Source organism: Methylobacterium sp. 092160098-2, from assembly GCF_028920805.1.
Taxonomy (GTDB): Bacteria; Pseudomonadota; Alphaproteobacteria; order Rhizobiales; family Beijerinckiaceae; genus Methylobacterium; species Methylobacterium fujisawaense.
On record NZ_JAQPZJ010000001.1, the window covers coordinates 1,914,821 to 1,936,775 of the forward strand.

Annotated in this window: 17 protein-coding genes and 1 tRNA gene; 11 read left to right on the forward strand and 7 right to left on the reverse strand. The window is 65.1% G+C overall.

Translation table 11 applies throughout. The annotated features are described in order from the left end of the window. Positions 1-6 precede the first annotated feature (6 nt). Positions 7-3,522 (forward strand): phage tail tape measure protein, encoded by a 3,516-nt coding sequence (locus PQI07_RS09090; protein ID WP_274926490.1) that lies wholly within the window; start codon positions 7-9, stop codon positions 3,520-3,522. A 61-nt stretch (positions 3,523-3,583) separates the two neighbouring features. Here PQI07_RS09090 and PQI07_RS09095 read toward each other — a convergent pair whose 3' ends face one another. Continuing rightward, positions 3,584-8,155 (reverse strand): AAA family ATPase, encoded by a 4,572-nt coding sequence (locus PQI07_RS09095; RefSeq protein ID WP_274926491.1) that lies wholly within the window; start codon positions 8,153-8,155, stop codon positions 3,584-3,586. Positions 8,156-8,558: 403 nt separating this feature from the next. Between PQI07_RS09095 and PQI07_RS09100 the strand changes: the two genes are divergently transcribed. Then, positions 8,559-9,164: an ion channel gene (locus tag PQI07_RS09100; protein WP_274926492.1), complete on the forward strand. Its 606-nt coding sequence runs from the start codon at positions 8,559-8,561 to the stop codon at positions 9,162-9,164. A gap of 239 nt (positions 9,165-9,403) precedes the next feature. Here the strand turns inward: PQI07_RS09100 and PQI07_RS09105 are convergent, their stop codons facing one another. Continuing rightward, the gene (locus PQI07_RS09105; protein WP_274926493.1) at positions 9,404-9,709 is read right to left on the reverse strand and encodes a hypothetical protein; all 306 of its coding nucleotides are present in this window, start codon (positions 9,707-9,709) and stop codon (positions 9,404-9,406) included. A gap of 361 nt (positions 9,710-10,070) precedes the next feature. On the opposite strand from PQI07_RS09105, the gene PQI07_RS09110 reads away from it, so the two are divergent. The 7 genes from PQI07_RS09110 (at position 10,071) to PQI07_RS09140 (ending at position 14,188) form a co-directional block, all read left to right on the forward strand. Beyond that, complete coding sequence (locus PQI07_RS09110; RefSeq protein WP_274926494.1) at positions 10,071-10,337, forward strand: hypothetical protein; 267 nt, start codon at positions 10,071-10,073, stop codon at positions 10,335-10,337. Between the two features lie 140 nt (positions 10,338-10,477). Further along, the gene (locus PQI07_RS09115) at positions 10,478-11,407 is read left to right on the forward strand and encodes a hypothetical protein (RefSeq protein ID WP_274926495.1); all 930 of its coding nucleotides are present in this window, start codon (positions 10,478-10,480) and stop codon (positions 11,405-11,407) included. Between the two features lie 3 nt (positions 11,408-11,410). Next, positions 11,411-11,659 (forward strand): hypothetical protein, encoded by a 249-nt coding sequence (locus PQI07_RS09120; RefSeq protein ID WP_274926496.1) that lies wholly within the window; start codon positions 11,411-11,413, stop codon positions 11,657-11,659. Between the two features lie 208 nt (positions 11,660-11,867). Further along, positions 11,868-12,182 carry a hypothetical protein gene (locus PQI07_RS09125; RefSeq protein WP_274926497.1) on the forward strand — a complete coding sequence of 105 codons (315 nt, stop codon included), beginning with the start codon at positions 11,868-11,870 and terminating at the stop codon, positions 12,180-12,182. A 111-nt stretch (positions 12,183-12,293) separates the two neighbouring features. Then, complete coding sequence (locus tag PQI07_RS09130; protein WP_274926498.1) at positions 12,294-12,854, forward strand: MerR family transcriptional regulator; 561 nt, start codon at positions 12,294-12,296, stop codon at positions 12,852-12,854. A 4-nt stretch (positions 12,855-12,858) separates the two neighbouring features. Next, positions 12,859-13,050 carry a hypothetical protein gene (locus PQI07_RS09135; protein WP_274926499.1) on the forward strand — a complete coding sequence of 64 codons (192 nt, stop codon included), beginning with the start codon at positions 12,859-12,861 and terminating at the stop codon, positions 13,048-13,050. Beyond that, on the forward strand, positions 13,037-14,188 hold the full coding sequence (locus PQI07_RS09140) for a tyrosine-type recombinase/integrase (protein WP_274926500.1): 1,152 nt from the start codon (positions 13,037-13,039) through the stop codon (positions 14,186-14,188). The genes PQI07_RS09135 and PQI07_RS09140 overlap by 14 nt, the downstream gene beginning before the upstream one ends. Before the next feature lie 12 nt (positions 14,189-14,200). Here PQI07_RS09140 and PQI07_RS09145 read toward each other — a convergent pair. The 5 genes from PQI07_RS09145 to PQI07_RS09165 all read right to left on the reverse strand — a co-directional run bounded on the left by PQI07_RS09145 (position 14,201) and on the right by PQI07_RS09165 (position 20,137). Continuing rightward, positions 14,201-14,277 (reverse strand) — tRNA-Arg (locus PQI07_RS09145). A 125-nt stretch (positions 14,278-14,402) separates the two neighbouring features. After that, entirely contained in the window at positions 14,403-15,143 is a 741-nt protein-coding gene (locus tag PQI07_RS09150; RefSeq protein WP_043379300.1) for a nucleotidyltransferase family protein, read from the reverse strand. 19 nt (positions 15,144-15,162) lie between these two features. Next, entirely contained in the window at positions 15,163-16,725 is a 1,563-nt protein-coding gene (tsaE, locus tag PQI07_RS09155) for a tRNA (adenosine(37)-N6)-threonylcarbamoyltransferase complex ATPase subunit type 1 TsaE (RefSeq protein WP_053609361.1), read from the reverse strand. 177 nt (positions 16,726-16,902) lie between these two features. Then, positions 16,903-18,186 (reverse strand): EAL domain-containing protein, encoded by a 1,284-nt coding sequence (locus PQI07_RS09160; RefSeq protein WP_274926501.1) that lies wholly within the window; start codon positions 18,184-18,186, stop codon positions 16,903-16,905. 85 nt (positions 18,187-18,271) lie between these two features. Next, positions 18,272-20,137 carry a sigma-54 interaction domain-containing protein gene (locus PQI07_RS09165; RefSeq protein WP_446720975.1) on the reverse strand — a complete coding sequence of 622 codons (1,866 nt, stop codon included), beginning with the start codon at positions 20,135-20,137 and terminating at the stop codon, positions 18,272-18,274. Positions 20,138-20,473: 336 nt separating this feature from the next. Between PQI07_RS09165 and cynS the strand changes: the two genes are divergently transcribed. Continuing rightward, positions 20,474-20,962, forward strand: a complete 489-nt coding sequence (gene cynS / locus PQI07_RS09170; RefSeq protein WP_051044981.1) for a cyanase — start codon at positions 20,474-20,476, stop codon at positions 20,960-20,962. A 502-nt stretch (positions 20,963-21,464) separates the two neighbouring features. After that, complete coding sequence (locus PQI07_RS09175; RefSeq protein ID WP_274926502.1) at positions 21,465-21,737, forward strand: hypothetical protein; 273 nt, start codon at positions 21,465-21,467, stop codon at positions 21,735-21,737. Positions 21,738-21,955 lie beyond the last annotated feature (218 nt).

The following is a 21,955-nucleotide window of genomic DNA, read 5'->3' on the forward strand; positions in this document are numbered from 1 at the left end:
CCCACCATGGCATCCAAGACCATCGAGGCCAAACTCCTCATCACCGCCGAGTCGCGGGTCGAGGCCGAGATGGCCAAGGTTGCCAAGGCGATCCAGCAAGGTCTCGACGTCACCAAGTACACGGCCGAGGCCGCGAAGCTGAACAAGGCCTGGGAGCAGCAGGCGAAGGCGGCCAAGGCGGCAGCCGACGTGATGGATGCCCGTAAGCCGCTCGAGGCCACGGTCCGTGGCATGCAGCGGGTCGGCGCGGAGGCGACGCGGCTGGCCCGAGAGTTCGACGTGGCCAAGAAGGCCGCGGCCGAGTACGGCAAGGCGCAGACGTTCATCAAGGGCAGCGACCAGGCGGCGCAGGCCGCGCGGCTCGCCTCCGAGGTCCGACGCCTCGGCGATGCGCACCGTGCGGCCGTCGGAGAGACCAAGGCCCTGACGGCGGCCTTCAGCGCGGAGACGGCGGCACTCCGGGCAGCCGAGGGCGCAGCCTCCCGCCTGGGTGTGGATCTGTCCCGCGTCGAGCAGCAGCAGCGCACCCTGGCCCGCAGCACGGATCAGGCTGCGGCCGCGTTCAAGCGCCAGGTCGCCGTCGAGGATCTCGCCGCCAAACAGGCCGTGGTAAACCAAGAGCGCGCTGCAGCTCGCCGAGGGCTGGTCTCCGCGGGTGCTGTCGTGGTCGGCGGGAAGATCGACGCCACGGCCAAGGCGGCCGAGCACACCTACGCCGAGTTCGACATGGAGATCCGCCGGCAGGTTGCCATGGCGGGGCTGACGCCGGCCGAGCGCCAGAGTCGGATCGACCAGGCCGTGCGGCTTGGCGGCTCCTCGACCTTCAACGACATCCAGGTCCTGCACGCGCAGCGGACGCTCGCCGGCCGCGGGGTCCGGAAGGATCTGGTCGAGCCTTTCGTGGAGGAGATCAAGGACTACGCCCAGGCGATGAACGTCGATCTGCCGGGCGCGGCCAAGACCCTCGAAGGCATCGTGTTCTCGACCAACCAGCACATCGAGGATGCCGCCACGGCAAAGAGGGTCATGCGCCGCAATGTCGATCTGGCGGTGAAGACCGCGAAGGTCGGCGGCCTCGAGGACCACGACATCCAGGCCGCGTTCAAGATGGGCGGCGCGACCGGGACCGGGGCCGGGTTCTCGATCGAGACCATGGACACCATCTTCGCGCTGCTGCGGAAATCCGGCTACTCCGGTGAGGAGGCCGGCACCGCGGCCCGCGGCATCTCCTCGAAGTTCATCGCACCCTCGAAGCAGGGTCTGACCGCCCTCGACGCCATGGGGGTCCGGTATCAGGACTTCGTCCGCATGCCGGACGCGTTGAACGCCGATCGGCTCGGCAGCTCGGTGAAGCGCAGCTTCGGCAAGGACATGACGCCCCGGCAGATGCAGCGGCTGCAGGCGCTGATGAACGATCCCGACGCCCTGCTCGACCGGGACAAGTTCACGGCCGACGCCACCGGAATCATTGGGCAGAGCTTCGACAAGAACAAGAAGGGTCAGCTCAAAGCGGCCGACGCCCACGCCATCGCGAAGACGGTCGGCGACTTCTACAAGATGGCGGCAGAATCGGTGGACACCGAGGGACTGCTGCGGGCAGTCATCAACGCGCACCCGACCCAGGCGCAGCTCAATGCGCTGGTGACCCGGGAGCATGGTGGCAAGCTCGGCTCGATCGCCCAGAAGCCCGAGCTGTTCGACGAGTACCGCAAGAAGATCGCGGAGACCCCAGAGGGGTTCGCCAAGTCGATCGGCGACGCGGTCATGGGCGGGTTCTACGGTGCGCAGAAGCGCATCGAGAACACCCGGCTCAACGTCGAGACCGCCATGGGCCGGTCGCTCGACAACAACGGCGAGGGCGGCGGGTTGCTGACACGGGCGGCCACCGCCATCGCCGATTTTCAGCAGCACATCGCCGAGCTGGACCCGAAGATCGTCGCGCTCGGAACGTCGGTCACCGTGGTCGGCGGGAAGATCGCCAAGGCGGCCGGCACGCTGGGCCTGATGGGTTCGGCGCTGGCTCTCACGAAGTCGGCGGCATCTCTGGAGTTGGCCGCCGCGAAGCTGGCGGTGAACGGCGGCGGCCTGCCGGACGCGGCCAAGAAGGGCGGCAGGATCGCCGGGCTGGCGAAGGGGGCGCTCGGCATCACGGCGATCGGCGGCTTGGCCGAGCTGGCCCAGCACTACGACACCCTGAAGATGCCAGAGTTCACCAAGGACGGGATTGGACGCGGGCTCCTCGGCGCCCTGGATCCGAACCTGCCCGACATGGTGCTGGGCAAGAAGGCCGACGAGATCGGCAAGGACGCCGGCACCAAGGTCGGCAAGGGCGTGGCCGAGGGCGTGAAGGAGAAGGCCCCTGAGGTCGAGGCGGAGGGCAAGACCCTATTCCAGCGACTGAACGAGCAGTTTCGAGCCGGCATCTTCGTCCCGATCCACTTCATGCCTGGTGAGGGCATGGGCGGCGGTGCCGGTGGCGGGGGCTTGATCCAGAAGGCCAGCTTCGGCGGCGGTAACGGCGGCCTGGGTGGCTATAGCGGCGGCGGCGGTGTGGGTGATGGCCTGGGCGGCGGTGGCGTTGCCGGGATCGTCCGTGGCGCGGGCAGCGGCGGCGGCCTCGGCAGCGACTATCACGCTGTGGTCGGTGGCAAGAGCTACCGAGCCTCCTACGCACCGGGTGGGCGGGAGCGCGTCGGTTCGTGGCTGAGCTTTCTGCAGTCGGATGTTGCATTCGGCGGCCTCGGCATGCCGCTAGACAAGGCGCGCGCCATGGTCGCGATGATGCAGGGCGAGAGCGGTATCAACCTGAACCCCGGCGCGGTGGGCGATCACGGCACGGCCTTCGGGACGGGCCAGTGGCGCCTAGATCGCTTTCGGGCGCTCCAAGCGACAGCCGCCAAGATGGGCGTGGACTGGCGCAACGTGGCGGCGCAGCAGCGGCATTTCCGAAACGAGATGCTGGGCAAGTACCGTCCCGTCTATGACCGGATCATGGGTGCCCAGGGCGGCGAGGGTGCGCTTGCCTACGGCATCCGCGATTTCGAGCGGCCCAAGTACCCGGGCCTCGCTTACAAGTTCCGGCACCCCTACCTCGAAGGCCTGCGCCGCGCGCCCACCGAGACGGCCGGTGCCGGCGAACCCCGCTTGATCAAGGGCCTCGACGGCAAGGAAGGCCTCGACCTCGGCAACGGCACGATGAAGATGCCGGACGGGTCGATCCGGTCGATCACCCGCAGCGGCCTAGAGATACCGGAGGCGCCGGCGGGTGGCATCGGTGCTGCCGGCAACGGCCGAGGCGGCATCGGCGCCCACGTCGAGGAGTTCGGCCGTCACGTGGACCGGCTCGCCGACATGGGATTCCACGGCCAGATCGAAGTGACCGGCCTCCACCGGGCAGGGATGCGGGCCACAGGCATCAAGGTCCGGGGTCGGGGCGGTATGACAGCCGATATGGGCGTCACGCTGCCGGACCTTGAGCGCGACGGCTATACGCCGCCGAGCCGTGGCCTGACCGAAGTGTAAGCGCGCCAGATGGCAGTAGGAGTCGAGGGGCAAGAACGTTTGGCGACGGCCGACCCCCGGATTATTGCAGTTCCTTTAATAGACCCTCTGTCTCGTCAGGCAAGACGTCAAGTATGCTCTCGAACAAGCCAAGAGTTCGCTCTCTAAAATTGGCTTCCCTATGCAACGTAAGAACGATCGGAATAAGGCCTCGGGCGAGCATCGGTCCAGTGCCGCGATAATCTGCCAGTTTGCGATCGGCAGATCTGATTGACGCTTCCATAAAATCCAGAATTGCCTCGTGAGCCAGCGGATCTTCCAGAAGATCGCCTAAGCGATCATCCGCAAGTGAAGCCGATGCATGTTGAAGGGCAACTGGGTTGTTAGAAAAGACCCTAAGTAGGTGGCGCGTATCATCCTCAGCTGGCCACGGCGCAACCCGTCGGAAGAAATCAACACATGCTTGTGCTACTCGCGGCTCCTGACGAGTTGCTAGAAAGGGAAGAACACGACGACTCCATACCCTTGGCTTTGTTTCAGCCTCATCCCAAAACGCGACGGCTACGTTAGCCACACCAGCCACTACATCTGAAAATACCGGCCCGGCCGAGGCGAGCTCAAGCCAATCTTCGACGCTTCTACCGGGGCCAAAGAGTGCTGCCCGTAGAGCTTCGATCTCTCCAATCGCAATTGATGCAAGTGGCCAGTCAGAAGCACGCCATGCTGAAAGTACATCATCGATTGTGGACTGCGGAAGGACGCGTAGCAGCCTCGCGATTAAGCGAGCACTATCCTCGCTGTCACGAAATTCCGGCTGGCTTTTCATCAATGCAGCGACAAAGCTGGATGCTCTTGACCGATCGGCCCAAGCGAGTTGACCCAGCAGTATACTTAGATCGCCCCAGACTGCGCTACTCTCCGGCTTCTCCAAATGATCTTCTAGCATGTCCAACCAAATCGAGTAATCCCGAGGCTCTCGTCGCAAAATCGCAAGCGAACAAACACGAAGGATGGTCGAGTTTTCGCCGCCAGAAGCCAGTCGAAGGCGCCCATTTTCGAATAGCACGGTACCAGGTAGTGGCCTTTTGCGCGGCTCATATGCAGTGTCAATCAATTCTGATTGGGCTCCGGCCACATCAAATGGGCGCATCCAACAAAGGAGCGCTTTAACCCAGCGGTCCTCAAGACCAGGAAGCTTCTGGACTATCTGATGCAAAGCCCAAATCACGTCGTGCCGGAAGCTGTTGCCGTCGAAACCCCGGCTAAGCGCCTCATCAATAGCCACCAACATTTCGCCGGGGTCAATCAGATTTGTTTCGGATATCGCTCGAAGCGCTGCGCCTACCGGAACCTGATGAGTTTGTGGCGAAAATCTTTTTATAAGCTTTAGCACCCGCGCCGGTTGACGTTTTGCTAGTTCGCCAAAGGCCATTGAAGCCTCGCGGCTGCCGCCAACCAGAGATGTTCTTGCCGAATCCGCATGCCATCGCTCAACACCATCAGGCAATTTTGAAAATAGCCTAAGTAAGTGTTCGTCGCTCGCGCGCTCCATTCCGTCAGTTGACATAGGCGAATGCACCCAACCGGAAACTGAACGCGTCCGCACTCGGTCTGCCGCAGGTACTGCTCGAAGTTCTTCTTGAACATATCGGCGAGACGGTCCTGAGAGCCGCTCGATTTTTAGGCACTCTAACAAGCGCGCACGATGAAGTCGGTTCCAATAACGGGTCATTCGTCTGTGTTTGACGTCATCCGCCGAATCTATTTCGTACTCGTTCCAACTGGAAATGTACGCGACGAGGCGATCGTTTGCTTGCTGATCAGCGCAGGCAGACAGCGCAGAAATCAAATCTAACGTATCTCCTTGATCGTTCTCAAACCGATCACCCAGCCTCAACCGACACCTGTCAGCTTCTAAAAAATCAAGACTTTTGGTTATATTAACTTCGATATTCACCGCTAGCGCTGAAGCAATCAGGCGGTCTAGGAGCTGATTCCCGGGTGCGATGCGCGATATAGCTTCCCAGAAGGCGGGCGGGTCAATACGAGAAAGCTCCTCAAGCCCAACTCTAAGCCCCTCAACTAATTGAAGATCGTATTTAGCAGCTTGCCTGCCGGCGCTCTGAAGCTCGCGAAAATCTTCTTCCGCAAGCTCTGCCATGTCAGTAGAACCCATATCATAAAATCTCGGCAATAATTCATCGACATATGGCTTTGGTGATTTGCGAACTATTTCTGCAAAATCGTAGAGACCGTGGAGTTCTCTAAGTTCTTTTGCGAGCTGATATGAAACAGACCTATCATGTTCAGCTTGCAGCCTCGAAAAAGCGGCGGTCAAACCGTCATCACCATCCGAAGCATCGAACTTCGCGTCAACTTTTACGCCCGAACCTATTCTTAATTTGATTCTAGTAACAATTTGGTCAAATAATAAGCCGACAAGCTTTGCCGCGACGTCGTGCCGTCCGACTTTGGCTTGCTGTCGCACGGCTCCGACCGAAAACACGTTTACTTGAAGAGAACTGACGAGGGCGCCGCGGAAAAGTTCATAGGCCCGGTCATTCCATGTCTCCAGATGCTCTAAGACATGAGGAATAAGCCTTTCATGGCTCGGGTGCCCTTGCCAATGACGGTGAAGCAGGTCTAGAACCTCGATGCCATTGTTGGTCGCGTTAGATGAAAGCCATGGCCAGACGCTACGCGCCCTTTCATCCGCCACGCTTGCCATTCGGTCAGATACAGGTCCCCGTAGAAGCTCAAACCATTTCGGTTTGCCTGCACTCAAGCGCAAAGCCCGCTCGGCAAGCGCGCTGTCGTCTCCAGCTACTACGCCAATCACAATGTGTCGTTCGCCCTGGGTCGGATCATCTCCTGCCGCTGCCAGGTCAAGTATGAGGTGTTTTAGATGACGCCTGAGCTCTGGCTTACTCCACAAATCCTTGATGGCAGCATCGTAGATATCGGGCGCTGCCTCGCGCGCATAACGAAGAACACCTAACGCTTGAGGGCGAGCGAGCAAATTTTTGCCTGCTTCGATGACGCGAGTCGCTAGATCGCCCTGCGCCAGGGCTAGTCGCGCATCAAGCGTTTCGGCCCAGGTCTGGTGGGCGAATCCCACGAGGCCGCTTTCATCGCGACGGCGCAATATCCCCTCAGCACATAGTCGATCGACAGCTTGCGTGCTTCCGAGCGGCAGACTGCTATAGGCAGACCACAAAGTGCCGGTGCTTCGAAGCGCGCCAACCAAATGTTCGATCAGGCGGTCGAGCCCCAGCGTTGGGTGAACTGCGACGAGACGATCAAAGCGAAGCGCTTGTGTACTACGCCACGTCGCCATGGCACTCCACGCGAACCCTGCACGCCGGGCAGCTACGATATCTCGTAGCGCCTGAGGCACTCGGATGACTTCGTCGAGAGCTGCGGGGATCTCGGCAGGATTGAGCTCTAGCGCCGTCAGAACTTCGTTGACGTCCGCCCGAGCTGGGAGTGATAAATCCACCCGATCAACAACAGCTTCAGGAAACGCTGTACGAAAACCACCATCGGCCGCGAACTCGAAGGGTCGAACCGATGCTATTACTCGAATCTCCGGCCAAGCACGGAGGCGGCGCGCCAAGGAGCCAAGCGCACGCAACCGACCGCCGCTACCGTCGATGAGTGAGGCCACAGCATCAAGTTGATCGATTAAAACGTAAACAGCACCCCGAGTTGTCTGGGCACTAATCTCCGCAACAATATCTTCGCCAAGATCAAGTGCGGGCCCAAGGTCAGCAACTGTGCTTATATCCGCCGGCAAAGCGTCTGCCTTAATGCCAATAACAGTTGCGCCGCGAGCGCGGAGACGCTTACCAAGCGTGGCAAGAACGGCTGACTTTCCTGATCCTGGCGGCCCAAACAGAAGAACACTCCGGCCTACTTTTTCTGTTTGTGGCGCGGTAAGCCGTTCCTCAAGCTCATCGAGTTCCGGCCGAGGCATAACATGACCATTTATATCGCTTGGCCATGAGAGGAGTTCGCTGGACAGTTCAGCAAGTTCATCAGCTGTGTAAGTCGGGCCCTGGATGTTTAGTGGCTCGAGCCGAGAACTGCCTCCTTCGAACATCCTCGTAAGCGTAGCGTCGATACGGTCGCCTTGAGAAGCGATGGCATCGACAATAACCTTACGGTCGGCGTTGCCTTTTTGGGCCGCCGCTCGCTCACTTGCCGACTGTACCGATTGAACGGAGAGAACTAGAAAGTTGATCGCGTCTTCATAGGGACGGTAGGCCCGCTGTTGCGCATCTGAGGCGAGCACGGCGTAGCGTTTGATTGCTGTCGCCTCGTCCTCTGGATTAGAAGGTAGATTTTGCCAACGCCGCGTTGCGGCTCGGACGAAAACCTCTCTGGTGGCTAGGTCCCGGGCCCAAAGTTGAAAGTTAGGCTCCTTAAACGCAACAGGGACCTCACTTGCCCAGGCCTTGGCCCCGGTGAAGGCTTTCCCAAGAAGGCCATCGCCTCCCGATAGTACATCAAGTGCTTCGTCAAATTCAGGTGAAGTAGACGGAAGCCCCTGCTCTGCACCCCGTCGGGCGAGAAACCTTCTGCCTACTGGACCAAGAACTCGACCTAACGACGACAGCGCGGAGTTCAGCCATGCTGGCACGAGCGTTTCCATGATTTTGCTGTCGAAAACGGGACGTCGGTTACCCGATCGCTGCTAGCTAACTCGCAGTGGCCTTTAACGCTGGCCCGAGAGGCTGCTGTCGAGCCTCTGATAATGGCGGCTTAGGCCTGGGCTGCGCGTCGAGCAAAGCGTCGAGAAGACCCTCAAGCTTCGATTTTGGGCTTTCGTGACGCGAAACCGCAGAAATTTCATCCTACCCGCTCAGCATCCGTTCTCGTTCTTTCCGAGCGTACATGAGCGGCAAAGCTTCCGCTAGGTTGTGTTAGGGATTGTTCGCCATCACGGTGGTTGACGCCGGGACACCCAACTCGGTGCTACGGCGTTGGCCCAAGCCTCTTTGCAGAAGGCCAAGTGGCCTCGATAGATCGCTTTAAACGCTCCACCAATGGTTTACATGATGAATGATCAGCGCAGATCCAAATTCGGCATGTATCTATTATACATATGCATTGCTTTACTGATCTCGGTCTCGATCTTTGGCCTATTCTTCGTTGACCCTAAGCCTAGCAATCTAATTTATATTGGGTTTTCCATCGCGGTCCTTTTGTTTCTATCCAATACTTTTTCGGCCGTATTTGCGATCTATCGCAGAAAAGACCTGATTGATCGCGGTCGTGTTCTAATAGTGAGCATTGTAGGCTTCTCTATCGCAATGATTGTTATTTACGCCATCATATATAGACATATTGGCCTGAAACTTCCCGACACAAAGGAAACTATACCATCTCCATCCGATAGCCTATACTTTTCAATAGTTACTTGGACAACTCTTGGGTACGGCGATATCGTACCTCTCGCAGAAACGCGTTTAGTAGCAGCCAGTGAAGCCTTGATCGGATACCTTGTCATGGCATTCTTGATTGCAAGCGCGTTGAAATTTCTGGAGCTGCCTGCGCGCGCAGAAAAGGAGGCTGATAAACCTGCAATCAGCGCTTCGCCCGGAACTCAGGGTCATCAACGGCCCGAGCCGCACTCAGCCCCGCCTCCGGCCGATCCATAACTGGCGTGTAGACGATGCCGGTCCCATCCCGAGCGGCAAGATACGCGCAAAGCGCGAGTGCGCGCTCGATCCGCGCGTCCGTGATGGGCTTGGTACCCGGCTTACGCATGATCAGGCCATCGGCTCCATGCGCAGCCGCACGCCCGGCCCTCGCGGTTTTCCTCGACGAAGATGACTTCAGCGGGTTTAAGGGCATGGTCATCTGTAGAAATCACCGGCATGTCGTCCAAAACGAATAATCAGATACTGGCTTTTCCTTGAGATATCTCTGGCAGTACATCGATTTCTAGACCGATCAAACTCGAATTTCGCAAATCCATTCCGGCATTAATGAGTTGGGCGCGGCTCAGCTTGATCATCACGCGAGTTACAGTGGTCTTTTCTCCGCCAAGAACGCTGATATGAAGTGTATGCTTCTGAGCGGGATATTTCCCCGCCGGAAGCATGACGCTATGAGTTGCGCCAGCGTAATTAATTAGATCTATAGTATTTGCAGGCACGTTGACGACAACGTTCGAAATCGAAGTTCTGTCACCGCTAGCCATCAACAAAGTTCCAGTTCGCCGGTTTCTTCGGACATAACTATTTCACCCCCTCCGGATCCTCGCGGTGTCGCACGTAGCCCTGGCCAGTGAGCCAGTCCGTGAGAGCGTGGCGGATCGCTTCCGGGCGAGAGGGCTTCGGATCGGGCTGAGCCTCGATCCAAGCGTCTAGAGGTGCGAGCTGCTCGTCATGACACCGGACGACCACGGCTGTGCCGCGACCCGTCGTCTTCGGACGTCCTCGAGTTTTTGGGATATCCCGAATTGACGAGCTCATACATTCAGGATATCACAAAAGACGGCCCGACGGGAAGGTGGAATCTCCCGCGCCGGGCCTGACCACGCACGTCCTCTGGAGACGATTATGGCTACCCGTCATTCTACAGCACCGGCACGCGCCGGTGAACGCTCTCGCTCGCCCTCAGCCCTTTACAATCGCACCAAGCCGCCGTTGGAGGCCGACGAGGCCGCTCCCGGCACCGTCGAGGCCTGGGAGGCCGTCGCGCCGATCCGGCCCGATACAGCCTACGTTCGGGCGCCGCGCTTCCTCGACCTCGCCGGCGAGCTGCTGACCGCCGCCCTCATCATCGCCGGGGGCGTGTTCGCCTACGGCTTCATGCCTGTCGCGTGAGGGAGGCTGCCATGAGGAAGCCGAACACCGCGAAGGCTGGCCGCGAGGCCATCGACCTCCGCCAGCGCGCCGCCCGGGCCCGGGATGCGGCTGGGCGGTTCATCAAGCGTGCGCCCCCCGGAGGTGCGGAGGCCGCATTGATGGACGGCTGGCGCGCCTGGAATGCGACACTCGGAAAGCCTGAGGGCGACCCCGATGCCGACGCCGCCTATGAGCGAGCCGCTCAGCGTCGTGACACCCTGCTCGACCGTGCCGAGGCCCTGCCGGCAACGACAGACAATGTGCTCGCCAAGGCGCTGGCCATCTGCTGGCTCGAATACGTGTCGGAGGTGCTCCCGGGGCGGACGCGCTCCGACCTCTCGTTCACGGGGCGTCTCGCTCTCGACATCCACCAAGCGATCATCGGTGATGTGAGTGAGCGTGGGCCGGTCGAGCCGATTGACTGGTACGCTCCACCGCCAGGCTTCATGGCCTCTCCTGCGATTGAGCCGTTCAGCTTCGCCCGGATCCCGGAGGGCATCGCGATCGAGCTCGGCCGACTGCGTGGTATTGCGATCGCCGAGTTTGAGCGACGGTCCCGGCCAGAGATGACAGCGCAGGATAGGGAGCGGCTTCGGCGGGAGCTGCACCTCGACGTGCTGGCGAGCGGCGCGACCGGACGCGCCGGTTTCGCGGTCGATGCCGGTCCGCCTAGCCTCGTCGGCATGCTTGACCTCGCGTCCGCCACGATCGACGAGCTGCGGGCGGTCCAAGCGATAGCCGAGCACGTCGGTGCCATGGCCTACGCCTACACATGGGGACCTCGCTGCATGACGTGCCCCGGGCCCCGCAGCGACTCGGACTACAACGACGCTGGCAAGCTGATGCTCTGGCTCGGCGACGCACTGACCGAAGTCGAAACCGCCGTCGACATCGAAGTAGCGAGACGCCCCCCCGGCAACCGCCTCGACCGCGAAACCCGCCTCTCGATGCTCGCCGCCCGAACCATCGACGATGGCGATCCCGCTGCCATCAGGGCTTTCGCCCTCGAACTGCTCGATCACGCCGCCACCGAGTCTAGGGGAGCCTGACCTATGACCAATGTCATCCCGTTCCGTCGCCGGGTGCGACCGGTGACCATTGATACGCGCGCCCGCATCGAGGGCGCCCTCGCCCTGGCGCTCGATACCGTCGACCACCTCGTGGCCGCGCTCGACATCATCGACGGCGATCCGGACCTCGAGGACGGCGGAAATGCGGAGCCGAGCCTTGGGGCACCTGAGGGTCACAGCGCGCAGGTCGTGTGGCTGCGGGGCGGCGATCAAGATTTGGAGGACGACTGATCGGGCCAACCGACCTGTGTGCGGATCGATCTCTGCGGGAGGGCTCACAAAGAGGGCTCTCCCGTCGAACCCTAATAGGTTGTGCAGGGGGAAACGGCGGCAGCTCTCCGAGTTTCGGAGCGGCTGCGGGTCTGAGGGCACCGAGCGACCGGCCTTTGCGATTTTCATGACCTTTCACAATCCTCGGAAAGGGGGATCGGAGAGGACCATGTCGGACGATTTTCACGACGGGAACGACGCGCGGCGGTACCGCGCCAGACTGCGGCGCCAGCGCCGGTACCAGGCCGACTATCGGTCGAAGCTCAAGCGGGTCCGGGCACCGCAGAAGGCCGACATCGCGGCGGCCTGCTTCGAGGAGCTGCTGGTCATCCTCGGGCGGGACTCGAAGGCCGTGACAGGATTCGTCAACGCCGTCTTGCGGCGCTTGGCAGAGCGGTTCGACCAGCGGGAGGTCGCCGATCGGTTCTCCCACTTGGTCGCTCGTGCGGCGCGGGATCATGCGAACCGCGGTGGTAGCTCCTGAGCTCTGCCGCGCCATCAACAGCGGCGGAATGCAATCTGATAAAAAATCGCTGCGATGCTTTACATCGCGGGTGCCACGGCATAGCATCACTGTGAGCTTTTGGAGAGGTCGATGGAACCCGCACGTATCGAGAGCTGGGCCTTCAGCCGTAGCGACGCCGCAGCGCTCGTAGGCATGACGAGCGGTCAAATCGGCAACTACCTGACGCGGTACGACCTCTTTCCGGAGCGGCCGAAAGGCAAAGGCTATCACGTAGACTTCAAGCTCGCCGACTTGATGCGCCTGTGTGCCGTGAAGGCGCTGATCGCCTCACACTTCACGCCTGAGGAGGCAGCGGCCGCTATGCGGGGCGGACGAGGCCTGTTCAGCGCCATGCGGGACGACGGGTGGGGCAACGGCCAAGAGCCGATGTACACCTTCCCGGGGACCTTGCTCTTCGCCCGGAACAGCCAGGGCGAGCTCTGCAAATACGACTCTCCCGAGCACGTCGTCACGACGCAGGTGCGGGCGTGGCCCATCTTCGATGACCTCTGGCCCCGCGTCCGGGCCAAGATCCGGGAGCAAGGTGCGGCCGACCCCGCTCCGTTTCCCGGCGACGTCGAGGCGGGCATCGCCGCCTTCGAAGCCGAAATCTCCGCACTCCGTGCGCAGCGCTGGAACGTGGAGGGCTAAGGTCGTGCCGCGCCGCCAAGTAATCACGCAGGCAGCCATCGCCAGAGCCGTGAAGGGTGCCCAGGCCGCTGGGCTCAAGGTCGGTCGCGTGGAGATCGATCCCGGCACCGGCCGCATCGTCGTGGTTTCCGGGGACGATGCTGCTCAGCCGCTGACCAAGCTTGAAGCCTGGAGGGCGAGCCGTGGTGCGAGCTGACTATCCGGGCGTGTTCGCCACCTACAAGAAGCTCAAGGACGGAACGCGCCGGGCTTACTGGTATCACCGCGCCACAGGGATGCGGCTCGAAGGCGAGCCCGGCGAGCGGGCCTTCATCCTGAGCTACGCCGAGGCGGAGCGGACGCTCAAGACCCGGCATTCGGGCGAAACCTTCAACGGCTTGACGCGCGAGTTCACTGCCTCACCGGAGTTCGAGACCAAGCTCTCGGCCGGAACGCAGCGCGAGTACAAGCGCATGCTGACCAAGGCCGAGCCCGAGTTCGGCGACATGCCGATCGAAGCCTTGAACGAACCCGGCGTGCGGCGCGATTTCCTCGACTGGCGTGCGAAGGTCGCCCGCACCTCGGGAGAGCGCGAAGCCGATAACCGGCTGTCGGTCATCTCGGCCATGCTGACCTGGGCTCAGGAGAACGGGCGGGTCGAGGCGAACCACGTCCGTGGCTTCAAGCGGCTCTACCACGCCGACCGGTCCGAGATCGTATGGCTGCCTGAGCACATCGCGGCCTTCATGGCTGTGGCGCCGATTGAGTTGCAGCGCGCGCTCATCATCGCCCTGCATACCGGCCAGCGGCAGGCGGACATCCTGCGCCTACCCTGGTCCGCCTACGACGGGTCCGCGATTTCGCTGCGGCAGGGCAAGAGCGCCCGCGGCGGCCGTGTGGCGCCCCTCATCACCATACCCTGCACGCGGGCGCTGCGGCGCATGCTGGACGGCATGCCGCGAGGCTCACCTCTGGTGCTGACCACAAAGACCGGGAGGGCGCTGCAGAAGCGCTACTTCGCTCGGCTCTGGGAGGAGGCTGCCGCCGAAGCGGGTCTCAGCCGCATCAGCCTGCCCGGCCTGGATGAGCCGGTATCGCTGCACTTCCACGACCTGCGCGGAACAGCCGTGACCATGCTGTCAGAGGCCGGGTGCAACCCGCAGCAGATTGCCACCATCACCGGCCACTCGCTCAAGACGGTGACCGTGATCCTGGACCGCTATCTCGCCCGAACCCGGGCACTCGCGGACCAAGCCATTTTCAACTGGGAGAACTCACCGCGAACCGAATTTGCAAACCAACTGCAAACCGCACCTCCGAAGCCGAAGGTGTCGAAAGGAAAAAGCGATGCATGAGAATAGGTTAGATGGCGCGCCCGAAAGGATTCGAACCTCTGACCCCCAGATTCGTAGTCTGGTGCTCTATCCAGCTGAGCTACGGGCGCCTGACACGGCGGCGGGGTCTTGGCCCGCCGGTGTGAAGGGGCTTCTAGAGGCTCGGATCCGGCTTGGCAAGACACTTTGGACAACGACTTGCTCGGCCCATGCGTCCCATCTCGCTCCCCCGGACCTACGGAGTCCGCGCGCTCGCCCGCACGCGCTCCTCGGCGGCCCGGATCGCCTCGGGCGTTCCGACATGCAGCCACTGGCCGTCGAGCCGCATCCCGAAAAGCCGCCCCGCCGCGATCGCCCGGTCGAACAGCAGGTTGAGGGAGAAGGCGCCCGTCGGCGTGTCCGCGAACAGGCTCGGCGTGAGGATCGCCACGCCCGCGTAGATGAAGGGCGCCACCTCACGCTCGCCGCGCCGCTCCAGGCGCCCGTCCGGGTCCATCACGAAGTCACCGGCCCCTTCGTAGCCGAGGCTGGTGGCGGTGGGGGCCACCAGCAACAGGCCATCCATGCGGTCCCCATCCCAGCTCTCGATCAACCGGCGCAGGTTGGAGGCCGGCCCCTCGAGCCAGAACGAATCCGAGTTCAGCACCACGAACGGCCCCGCGCCCAGCAGCGGCAAGGCCTTGCGGATGCCACCGCCCGTCTCCAGCAACGCTCCACGCTCGTCGGACACGAGCGTGGCCGGCCCCTCGGTCCGGCCCGCAAGATGCCCCTCGATCAGGTCGGCGAGATAGTGGACGTTGACGACCGCGGTCCCGATTCCGGCCTCGGCGACCCGGTCCAGGGCGTGATCGAGCAGAGCCTTGCCGGCGACCTCCACCAGGGGCTTCGGCACCGTGGCGGTCACCGGCCGCATGCGCTTGCCCAGGCCCGCGGCCAGGACGAAGGCGCGGCTGACGGCGGGGGCGGGCTCGCTCATGCGGTCGGGAATCCGATGGTCAGGGTTCGGGAGCCGGAGCGACGAGGCCCGGCAAATGATCCGCGTGCCACGCCCGCAGTCCGGCGAGCGCCGGATGGGCGAGGTTGCGGGCGAGATAACCCTCGATCCGCGGCAGATGGGCGAGATAACCGGGCTTGCCGTCGCGCCGGTCCAGGCGCGCGAAGATGCCGAGGATCTTCGTGGCCCGCTGGGCCGCAAGCAGCGCGTAGGCGGTGGCGAAGGCCCCGACATCGAAGGCCGGGTCCCGGCCGCGGCGCTCGCGGGCGTAGAGGCCGAGCAGCCGCAGCTCGAACTCGGCGCTGGAATCGACCCGGGCATCCTGCAGCAGCGACGCGACGTCGTAGGCCGGGTGGCCCATCACGGCGTCCTGGAAGTCGATCAGCCCGACCCGCTCCAGCCCGTCGCGCTCGGGCAGCCAGATCAGGTTCGGGGAGTGGTAGTCGCGCAGGGTCCAGGTCGGCCGGTCCGGGATCGCGCCCTGAAGCGCCTCCCGCCACAGGTCGACGAACGCCGCCCGCGCCTCCGCCGTCAGGCTGACGTTCCGGATCGCCGGCGCGTACCATTCGGGCATCAGTTCCGCCTCGAACAGCAGCGCCTCCATGTCATAGGGCGGCAGCACGTGCTCGATCCCGTCCTCCACCGGCAGGGCCGAGGGGAGCGGATTGGCGTGGAGCTTGGCGAGCACGCGCACGGCCTCGGCGTAGCGCTCGGGCCGCGGGGCGCCCCCCTCGATCACCGGCTCGCTGCCGAGATCCTCGAGGATCAGCAGGCCCTCGGCGAGGTCCTCGCCGTAGATTTTGGGCGCCGAGAGGCCGAGCGCCCGCAGGCCGCGGTCCAGGGCCACGAAGGCGTGGACGCTCTCGGCGAGGTGCACGATCGCGCTGTAGGGCTTGCCGTCCCGCACCGGGGGCCCGTCCGGCCGAGGCGGCGCGATCATCAGCACGGCGCTGGTGCCGTCGGGCTTGGTCAGACGCTCGTAGGCGCGGGAGGAGGCGTCCCCCTGCATCAGCGTCCGCTCGGCGATGTCCCACCCGCTGCGGTCGAGGAGGCGGCGCACCGCCCGGGCCCGATCGAGGCGGGCGCGCATGCCGCCGGTGCCGTCGATCCGGGCGAGCCGCGCCTCGGGGCCGAACTCCGCCCGCAGGGACAGGTCGACGGTCAGCACCGGACTGTCGCGGGGCGGCATCCGGTCCGGCCACTCGACCAGGGTGATCGCGCCCTCGGCCATCTCGTCGAAGCCGAGTTCCACCAATTCGTCCGGGTCACGCAGCCGGTAGAGGTCGGCATGGATGATCGGCCGACCATCCCGGGCCGCATAGGGCTGGATCAGCGTGAAGGTCGGGCTCGGAACCTCCAGCTGCGCGTCGCCGGCGAGTTCGCGGATCACCGCGCGGGCGAGCGTGGTCTTGCCGCCGCCGAGGCCACCCGACAGGGCGACGACGTCGCCGGGGAGCAGAAACTCGGAGAGGAACAGGCCGAGATCCTCCGTGGCCGTCTCGTCCGGCAGCACGAATTCCCAGGGCACCGGCCGCGCGGATGCGCCTGCCGCCCCATCGGCCATCTGCCCGTCCCGCTCGTCTCCGCCCAAAGCCCGCCTCCGAGACCCGAAGACGCATGGTCCGAAAACACGCACCGGATGCAAGCGTTTCCGCCCGGAGCCGCGCGCTTCCCGCCGGCCCGGTGCATCGAAACCACGCTCGCGGAGGCGGCAAACGTCGCCGCCGAGGCCCGGACTCCCTCAGATCTGGGCGCCGTGGCCCCCCTGCCGCCCGGAATCGGCCAATTCGGCCGGCCCGCACCGCCAGCGCAGGGCATCCCAGGCAGCCGCCGCCGCAAAGGCATCGGCCTGCGGCATCGGACGACCGAAATGGTAGCCCTGGCCCAGGGCGCAGCCCATCGCCGCCAGGGCCTCCGCCTCGGCGCGGCCCTCGATGCCCTCCGCGACCGCCGCGACCCCGATCTCCTCGGCGAGCCGCAGGATGGTCTGGACGATCCGGCGATCGCGCGGCTCTGACAGCATCGCCCGGACGAAGGCCCGGTCGACCTTCAGCGTGGTGATCGGCAGGGCGCTGAGATGACTGAGCGAGGAATAGCCCGTGCCGAAATCGTCCACCGCGATGCCGAGGCCGGCCGCGCGGCAGCGCGCAAGGGCGGCGGCGGCGCCGGCCGGATCCTGCATCAGCGTGCTCTCGGTGATCTCGAGCTTGAGGGCCCCGGGGGTGATACCGGTCCGGCGCAGCATCGCGTCGATCTGGCCCGGAATGTCCGACCGGGCGAGGTCCTGGGCGGTGACGTTGAAGCTGACGAACAGGGAGGCTTCGACGGAGGCGGGGGCCTGCAGGCCGGCCTGCAGGATCGGGGGCACGATCCGGCCGATCTCGCCGATCACCCAGGCGGTGATGGCGACGATCAGGCCGCTCGCCTCGGCGGCCGGGATGAAGGCCGCGGGCGGCACGAGCCCGCGCTCGGGGTCGTGCCAGCGGATCAGGGCCTCGAAGCCGGCGAGCCGCCCGGTGGCGAGCCGCACGATCGGCTGCAGGAACAGCGCGAACTCGTCCTGGGCCAGGGCCCGCCGCAAGGCGCGCTCCTGCGCGAGGGCGGCGACCGTCGCGTCGAAATCGGCTCGGGCGGCCGGCGAAAGCGCCGCAGGCCGGCTCCCCGCCACCGCCGGTCCGAGGCGCGGCAGGGTCTCCCGGAACCGGGCGATGAGCCCCTCGAGGCAGAGGCGCAGGATCGGATCGGCGCCGGCGAGCCGCTGGCGGATCTGCGCCGCCCCCACGGGCACGAGCACGCAGTCCTCCTCGGCGCGGACGCCGGCGGAGCGCGGGAGGGCGTCGAGGATGGCCATCTCGCCGAAGAGCTCGCCGGCGCCCCGCCGGCCGAGCACCGTCTCGCCACCGTCGCGCCGCCGGAAGATCGCGATGCGCCCGCTCAGGATCAGGTAGGCACAGTGCCCGATCGCCCCCTCCTCGAACAGGACGGCGCCGGCCGGGAGGGTGACGGGCTCGGAGAGATCCTGCATCGGCCGGGGCGCTGCGACGTCGACGGGGAAGGCCGGAGCGACCCCTGGCACAGCGATCTTAAGATCGGATCAAGGACCTGCCGGATCAGCCGCGCGGGATCCCGTGGGCCTTGATCCGCGAGGCGAGCGTCGTCGGGCGCAGGCCGAGCAGCTCGGCCGCGCCGCCCGGCCCGGAGACCCGGCCGCCCGCCAGGGACAGGGCGGCGACGATCTCGGCGCGATCCCGGGTGCGGCGCTCGGCCTCCGTGGCCGGCCGCCCGCCGGGCGCCGCGGCCGGTGCGGCCGGGTCCGTGGGCCCGGTCGCCTCGCCGTCGGGCAGATCGAGGCGGAGCCGGCCCCCGGCGGAGAGGATCACCGCCCGCTCGATCACGTTCTCCAGCTCGCGGACGTTGCCGGGCCAGGGATAGCGGCAGAGGCGGCGGACATCGCCCTCCGAGAGGCGCGGCTCCGGGACGGTGAGGCGGCGCGCGGCGACCCGGAGCAGGTGCAGGGCGATCGGCGGGATGTCCTCGGGCCGCTCGCGCAGGGGCCGTGCCTGGATCGGGAAGACGTTGAGGCGGAAGTAGAGATCCTCCCGGAAGCGGCCCGCCCGGACCTCGGCGCGCAGGTCCCGATTGGTGGCCGCGACCACGCGCACGTCCACCGCGCGGGTGCGGGCCTCGCCGACCCGCTCGAAGGAGCGCTCCTGCAGGACGCGGAGCAGCTTGCCCTGGAGGTCGAGGGGGATCTCGCCGACCTCGTCGAGGAACAGCGTGCCGCCATCGGCGAGTTCGAACCGCCCGATCCGGTCGCGCAGCGCCCCGGTGAAGCTACCCCTGACATGGCCGAAGAACTCGCTCTCGAACAGCTCGCGGGGGATCGCCGCGCAGTTCACCCGGATCATCGGGCGGGCGCTGCGGCGGCTCGCCTCGTGGATCGCCCGGGCGATGAGTTCCTTGCCGGTGCCGGATTCGCCGGTGATCAGCACCGTGGCGTCGGTTCCGGCCACGAGGTCGACTTGGCGCAGCGTGGCCGCGATGGCGGGGGAGCGGCCGATGATGCCCTGGTGCTGGCGCTCGGCCCGGATTTCCTCCTTGAGATAGGCGTTCTCCAGCTCGAGGCGCTCCCGGAGGGAGTCGACCTCGGCGAGCGCGCTCGTCAGCCGGGCCTCGGCCTCCCGGCGCTGGCTGATGTCGCGAAACACGATGACGGCGCCGAGCAGGCGTCCCCGGTCGCGGATCGGCGTCGAGGTGTACTCGACCGGGAAGGACGTCCCGTCGGCGCGCCAGAAGACCTCGTGATCGACCTGATGCACGATCCCGTCGCGGAACGCCGCGTAGATCGGGCAGTCGCGATGGGGGTAGTGGCTGCCGTCGGCGCGGGTGTGGTGCACGGCGGCATGCATGTCCCGGCCGACGAGGTCGGCGGCCTCGCAGCCGAGCATGCGCGCGGCAGCCGGATTGACGAAGGTGGTCACGCCCTCCGCGTTGACGCCGTAGATCCCCTCCCCGGCCGCGCGCAGGATCAGCTGGTTGCCCCGCTCGATGTCGCGGAAGATCCGCTCCATCCGCTGCCACTCGGAGAGGCCCGCGCGCATATGGGCCTCGGCCTCGCCGTCGACCTGACGGCGGTGGAGGGCGTCCGGATCCGCGAGCGCCACGACGAGGCGCATCTGTTCGCCCGGAAGCGGGAAGGCCACGGTCTCGACCCGCAGGTCGCGGCCCGCCGCGTCGCGGGGCGCCAGGGTCCGCGTCCACCAATGCCCTTTCGCCAGGACGGCCTGGGTGAACGCCGTGAGGGCCGCGAGCTGGCCCGGAAACAGCGCGCTGGCCCGGGCCCGCCGCAGCGCCGGACGCCCGTGACCGAGCAGACGCGCCGCCGCCGCGTTGGCGTCGGCGATCCGGTCCTCCTCGGGCAGGAGCACCAGCATGGGATCCGGGCTCGCCTCGAAGACCGCCCCGAACGCGCCCATCTCGCGGGTGTCACGATATGTCGTCATGGTCTAACGATATCTCGTTTCCAACGAGATGTCGTGATTCTCGCACTGGCCGGCCAACCTCCTGCCGGCGCTGGCGATTCCGGAATTTCCGCGGCTGGCATACCGCTTGCGCAGCGAAGGGGGTCCGCCCGTCGTCCGGCGCCGCTCCCGATAGCGGCCAGGCCGATGATCGGCGGATGTCCGCGTCCGGTCGCGACCGTATCCCCTCACCGGTCGCGATCCGGACGCGCACCCCGCATCGGGGTGGGTGGGGCCGCGGACGACGCGGCCTCACCGAACCCATCGCAGATTGAAACCCAGGAGCCGACCATGAAGCGCGAGGACCTCACCGAGAAGCTTCTCGACATCAAGCGCGAGAAGGGCTGGACCTGGAAGCACATCCACGAGGCGATCGGCGGCCTGTCGCCGTTCCTGATCACCGCCGCGTGCCTCGGCCAGATGAAGCTGCCGAAGGCCCAGGCCAAGCGGGCGGCCGAACTCTTCGGCCTCACCGAGGCGGAGGAGCGGATGCTCAACGAGCCGCCCTACCGCGGCTCGATCCCGTCGCTGCCGCCCACCGACCCGCTGATCTACCGGTTCTACGAGCTGGTGATGGTCTACGGCACGACCTTCAAGGAGCTGATCCAAGAGGAGTTCGGCGACGGCATCATGTCGGCGATCGACTTCAACATGGACATGGCCCGCGAGGCCAACAACAAGGGCGACCGGGTGAAGCTCACCATGTCGGGCAAGTTCCTGCCGTACAAGTATTACGGCAACGACGACGACACGCCGGAATACGGCTTCAAGGAGGGCTGAGGACATTCGTGCGGTCCGCACGGGCCAGCGGTGTCCGGGCGTGGCGGTTCCGAACCGACGCCCGCCGCTCCTCTCCCCCTGCGGACCACCGGATCCACACCGCTCGGTCTGACACCCCGTTCCGACAGGGCAGCGCGCATCCCCTCCCCCTGCCGGGAGGGGTTACGGGTGGGGTGGTGCAGAAGGCACCGCACCGCCTCATCCTGCGCCCCCACCTCCAACTCCACCCCGCAAGGGGGAGGAGCGCGGCTCCGGCAAGCGATGGGGTGCGTGTCGTCGCCCCGGAGGGCTCAGGGCGCGCGGCGTCCGTCAGGGCCTGAACCCGATCGATCCCGTCAATTTGCCGGACGCCTCCGATCCGCGACGATCCCGGCTGCGCTGTCGCGCCATGGCGTGCGCCGCATTCCGTTCGGATTGTCTCCGTCGATCAAGCAGCGCACGAAAAATCCGCAAGACTGCGAGGGTCGGTCCTGACGGCAACGACCAAGCGAGGGAGAGGGCGATGTCGCATCTGAAGTTGGCGGGGTTTTCCGTCGCCGCAGCCCTCGCGCTCGGCCTGGGAAGCGGCGCAATGGCAGCGCCCTTCGGCACCTCTCGGCCTGCGGTCGAGGCGGCCGGCGTCGCAGACGGGTTGATCCTCAAGGCGCAGACCCTCGGCATGGAGCGTCGGCACGATCGCAGGATGGGCCGACACGAGCGGCGCATGGACCGGCAGGTCAACCGGCAGGACCGGAGGATGGACCGGCACGAGCGACGGATGGAGCGGCGCTACTGATCGGATAGGCACCGCACGACGCCACCACGCCGGCCTGAGGCTGTTCCTGCCGTAGACGTATCACGGCAACGCCGACGACACGCCGGAATGCGGGTTCAAGGAGAGGTGAGCCGTTTCCCCTCCTCCTTACGGGGTGGGGCTCGGAAAGGTGCAGGATCGAGCGTCCCGGCGCCGCCTGCACCCCCACCTCCAAGGCCTCCCCACGCGGGGGAGGCGAG

Bases quoted from the DNA above. Each gene is read 5' to 3' on its own strand.
- PQI07_RS09105 (WP_274926493.1), bottom strand. From the start codon at position 9,709: ATGGCTAGCGGTGACAGAACTTCGATTTCGAACGTTGTCGTCAACGTG.
- PQI07_RS09160 (WP_274926501.1), bottom strand. From the start codon at position 18,186: ATGCAGGATCTCTCCGAGCCCGTCACCCTCCCGGCCGGCGCCGTCCTG.
- PQI07_RS09100 (WP_274926492.1), top strand. From the start codon at position 8,559: ATGATGAATGATCAGCGCAGATCCAAATTCGGCATGTATCTATTATAC.
- PQI07_RS09125 (WP_274926497.1), top strand. From the start codon at position 11,868: ATGTCGGACGATTTTCACGACGGGAACGACGCGCGGCGGTACCGCGCC.
- PQI07_RS09095 (WP_274926491.1), bottom strand. From the start codon at position 8,155: ATGGAAACGCTCGTGCCAGCATGGCTGAACTCCGCGCTGTCGTCGTTA.
- PQI07_RS09175 (WP_274926502.1), top strand. From the start codon at position 21,465: ATGTCGCATCTGAAGTTGGCGGGGTTTTCCGTCGCCGCAGCCCTCGCG.
- cynS (WP_051044981.1), top strand. From the start codon at position 20,474: ATGAAGCGCGAGGACCTCACCGAGAAGCTTCTCGACATCAAGCGCGAG.
- tsaE (WP_053609361.1), bottom strand. From the start codon at position 16,725: ATGGCCGATGGGGCGGCAGGCGCATCCGCGCGGCCGGTGCCCTGGGAA.
- PQI07_RS09115 (WP_274926495.1), top strand. From the start codon at position 10,478: ATGGACGGCTGGCGCGCCTGGAATGCGACACTCGGAAAGCCTGAGGGC.
- PQI07_RS09150 (WP_043379300.1), bottom strand. From the start codon at position 15,143: ATGAGCGAGCCCGCCCCCGCCGTCAGCCGCGCCTTCGTCCTGGCCGCG.
- PQI07_RS09120 (WP_274926496.1), top strand. From the start codon at position 11,411: ATGACCAATGTCATCCCGTTCCGTCGCCGGGTGCGACCGGTGACCATT.
- PQI07_RS09110 (WP_274926494.1), top strand. From the start codon at position 10,071: ATGGCTACCCGTCATTCTACAGCACCGGCACGCGCCGGTGAACGCTCT.
- PQI07_RS09090 (WP_274926490.1), top strand. From the start codon at position 7: ATGGCATCCAAGACCATCGAGGCCAAACTCCTCATCACCGCCGAGTCG.
- PQI07_RS09165 (WP_446720975.1), bottom strand. From the start codon at position 20,137: ATGGGCGCGTTCGGGGCGGTCTTCGAGGCGAGCCCGGATCCCATGCTG.
- PQI07_RS09130 (WP_274926498.1), top strand. From the start codon at position 12,294: ATGGAACCCGCACGTATCGAGAGCTGGGCCTTCAGCCGTAGCGACGCC.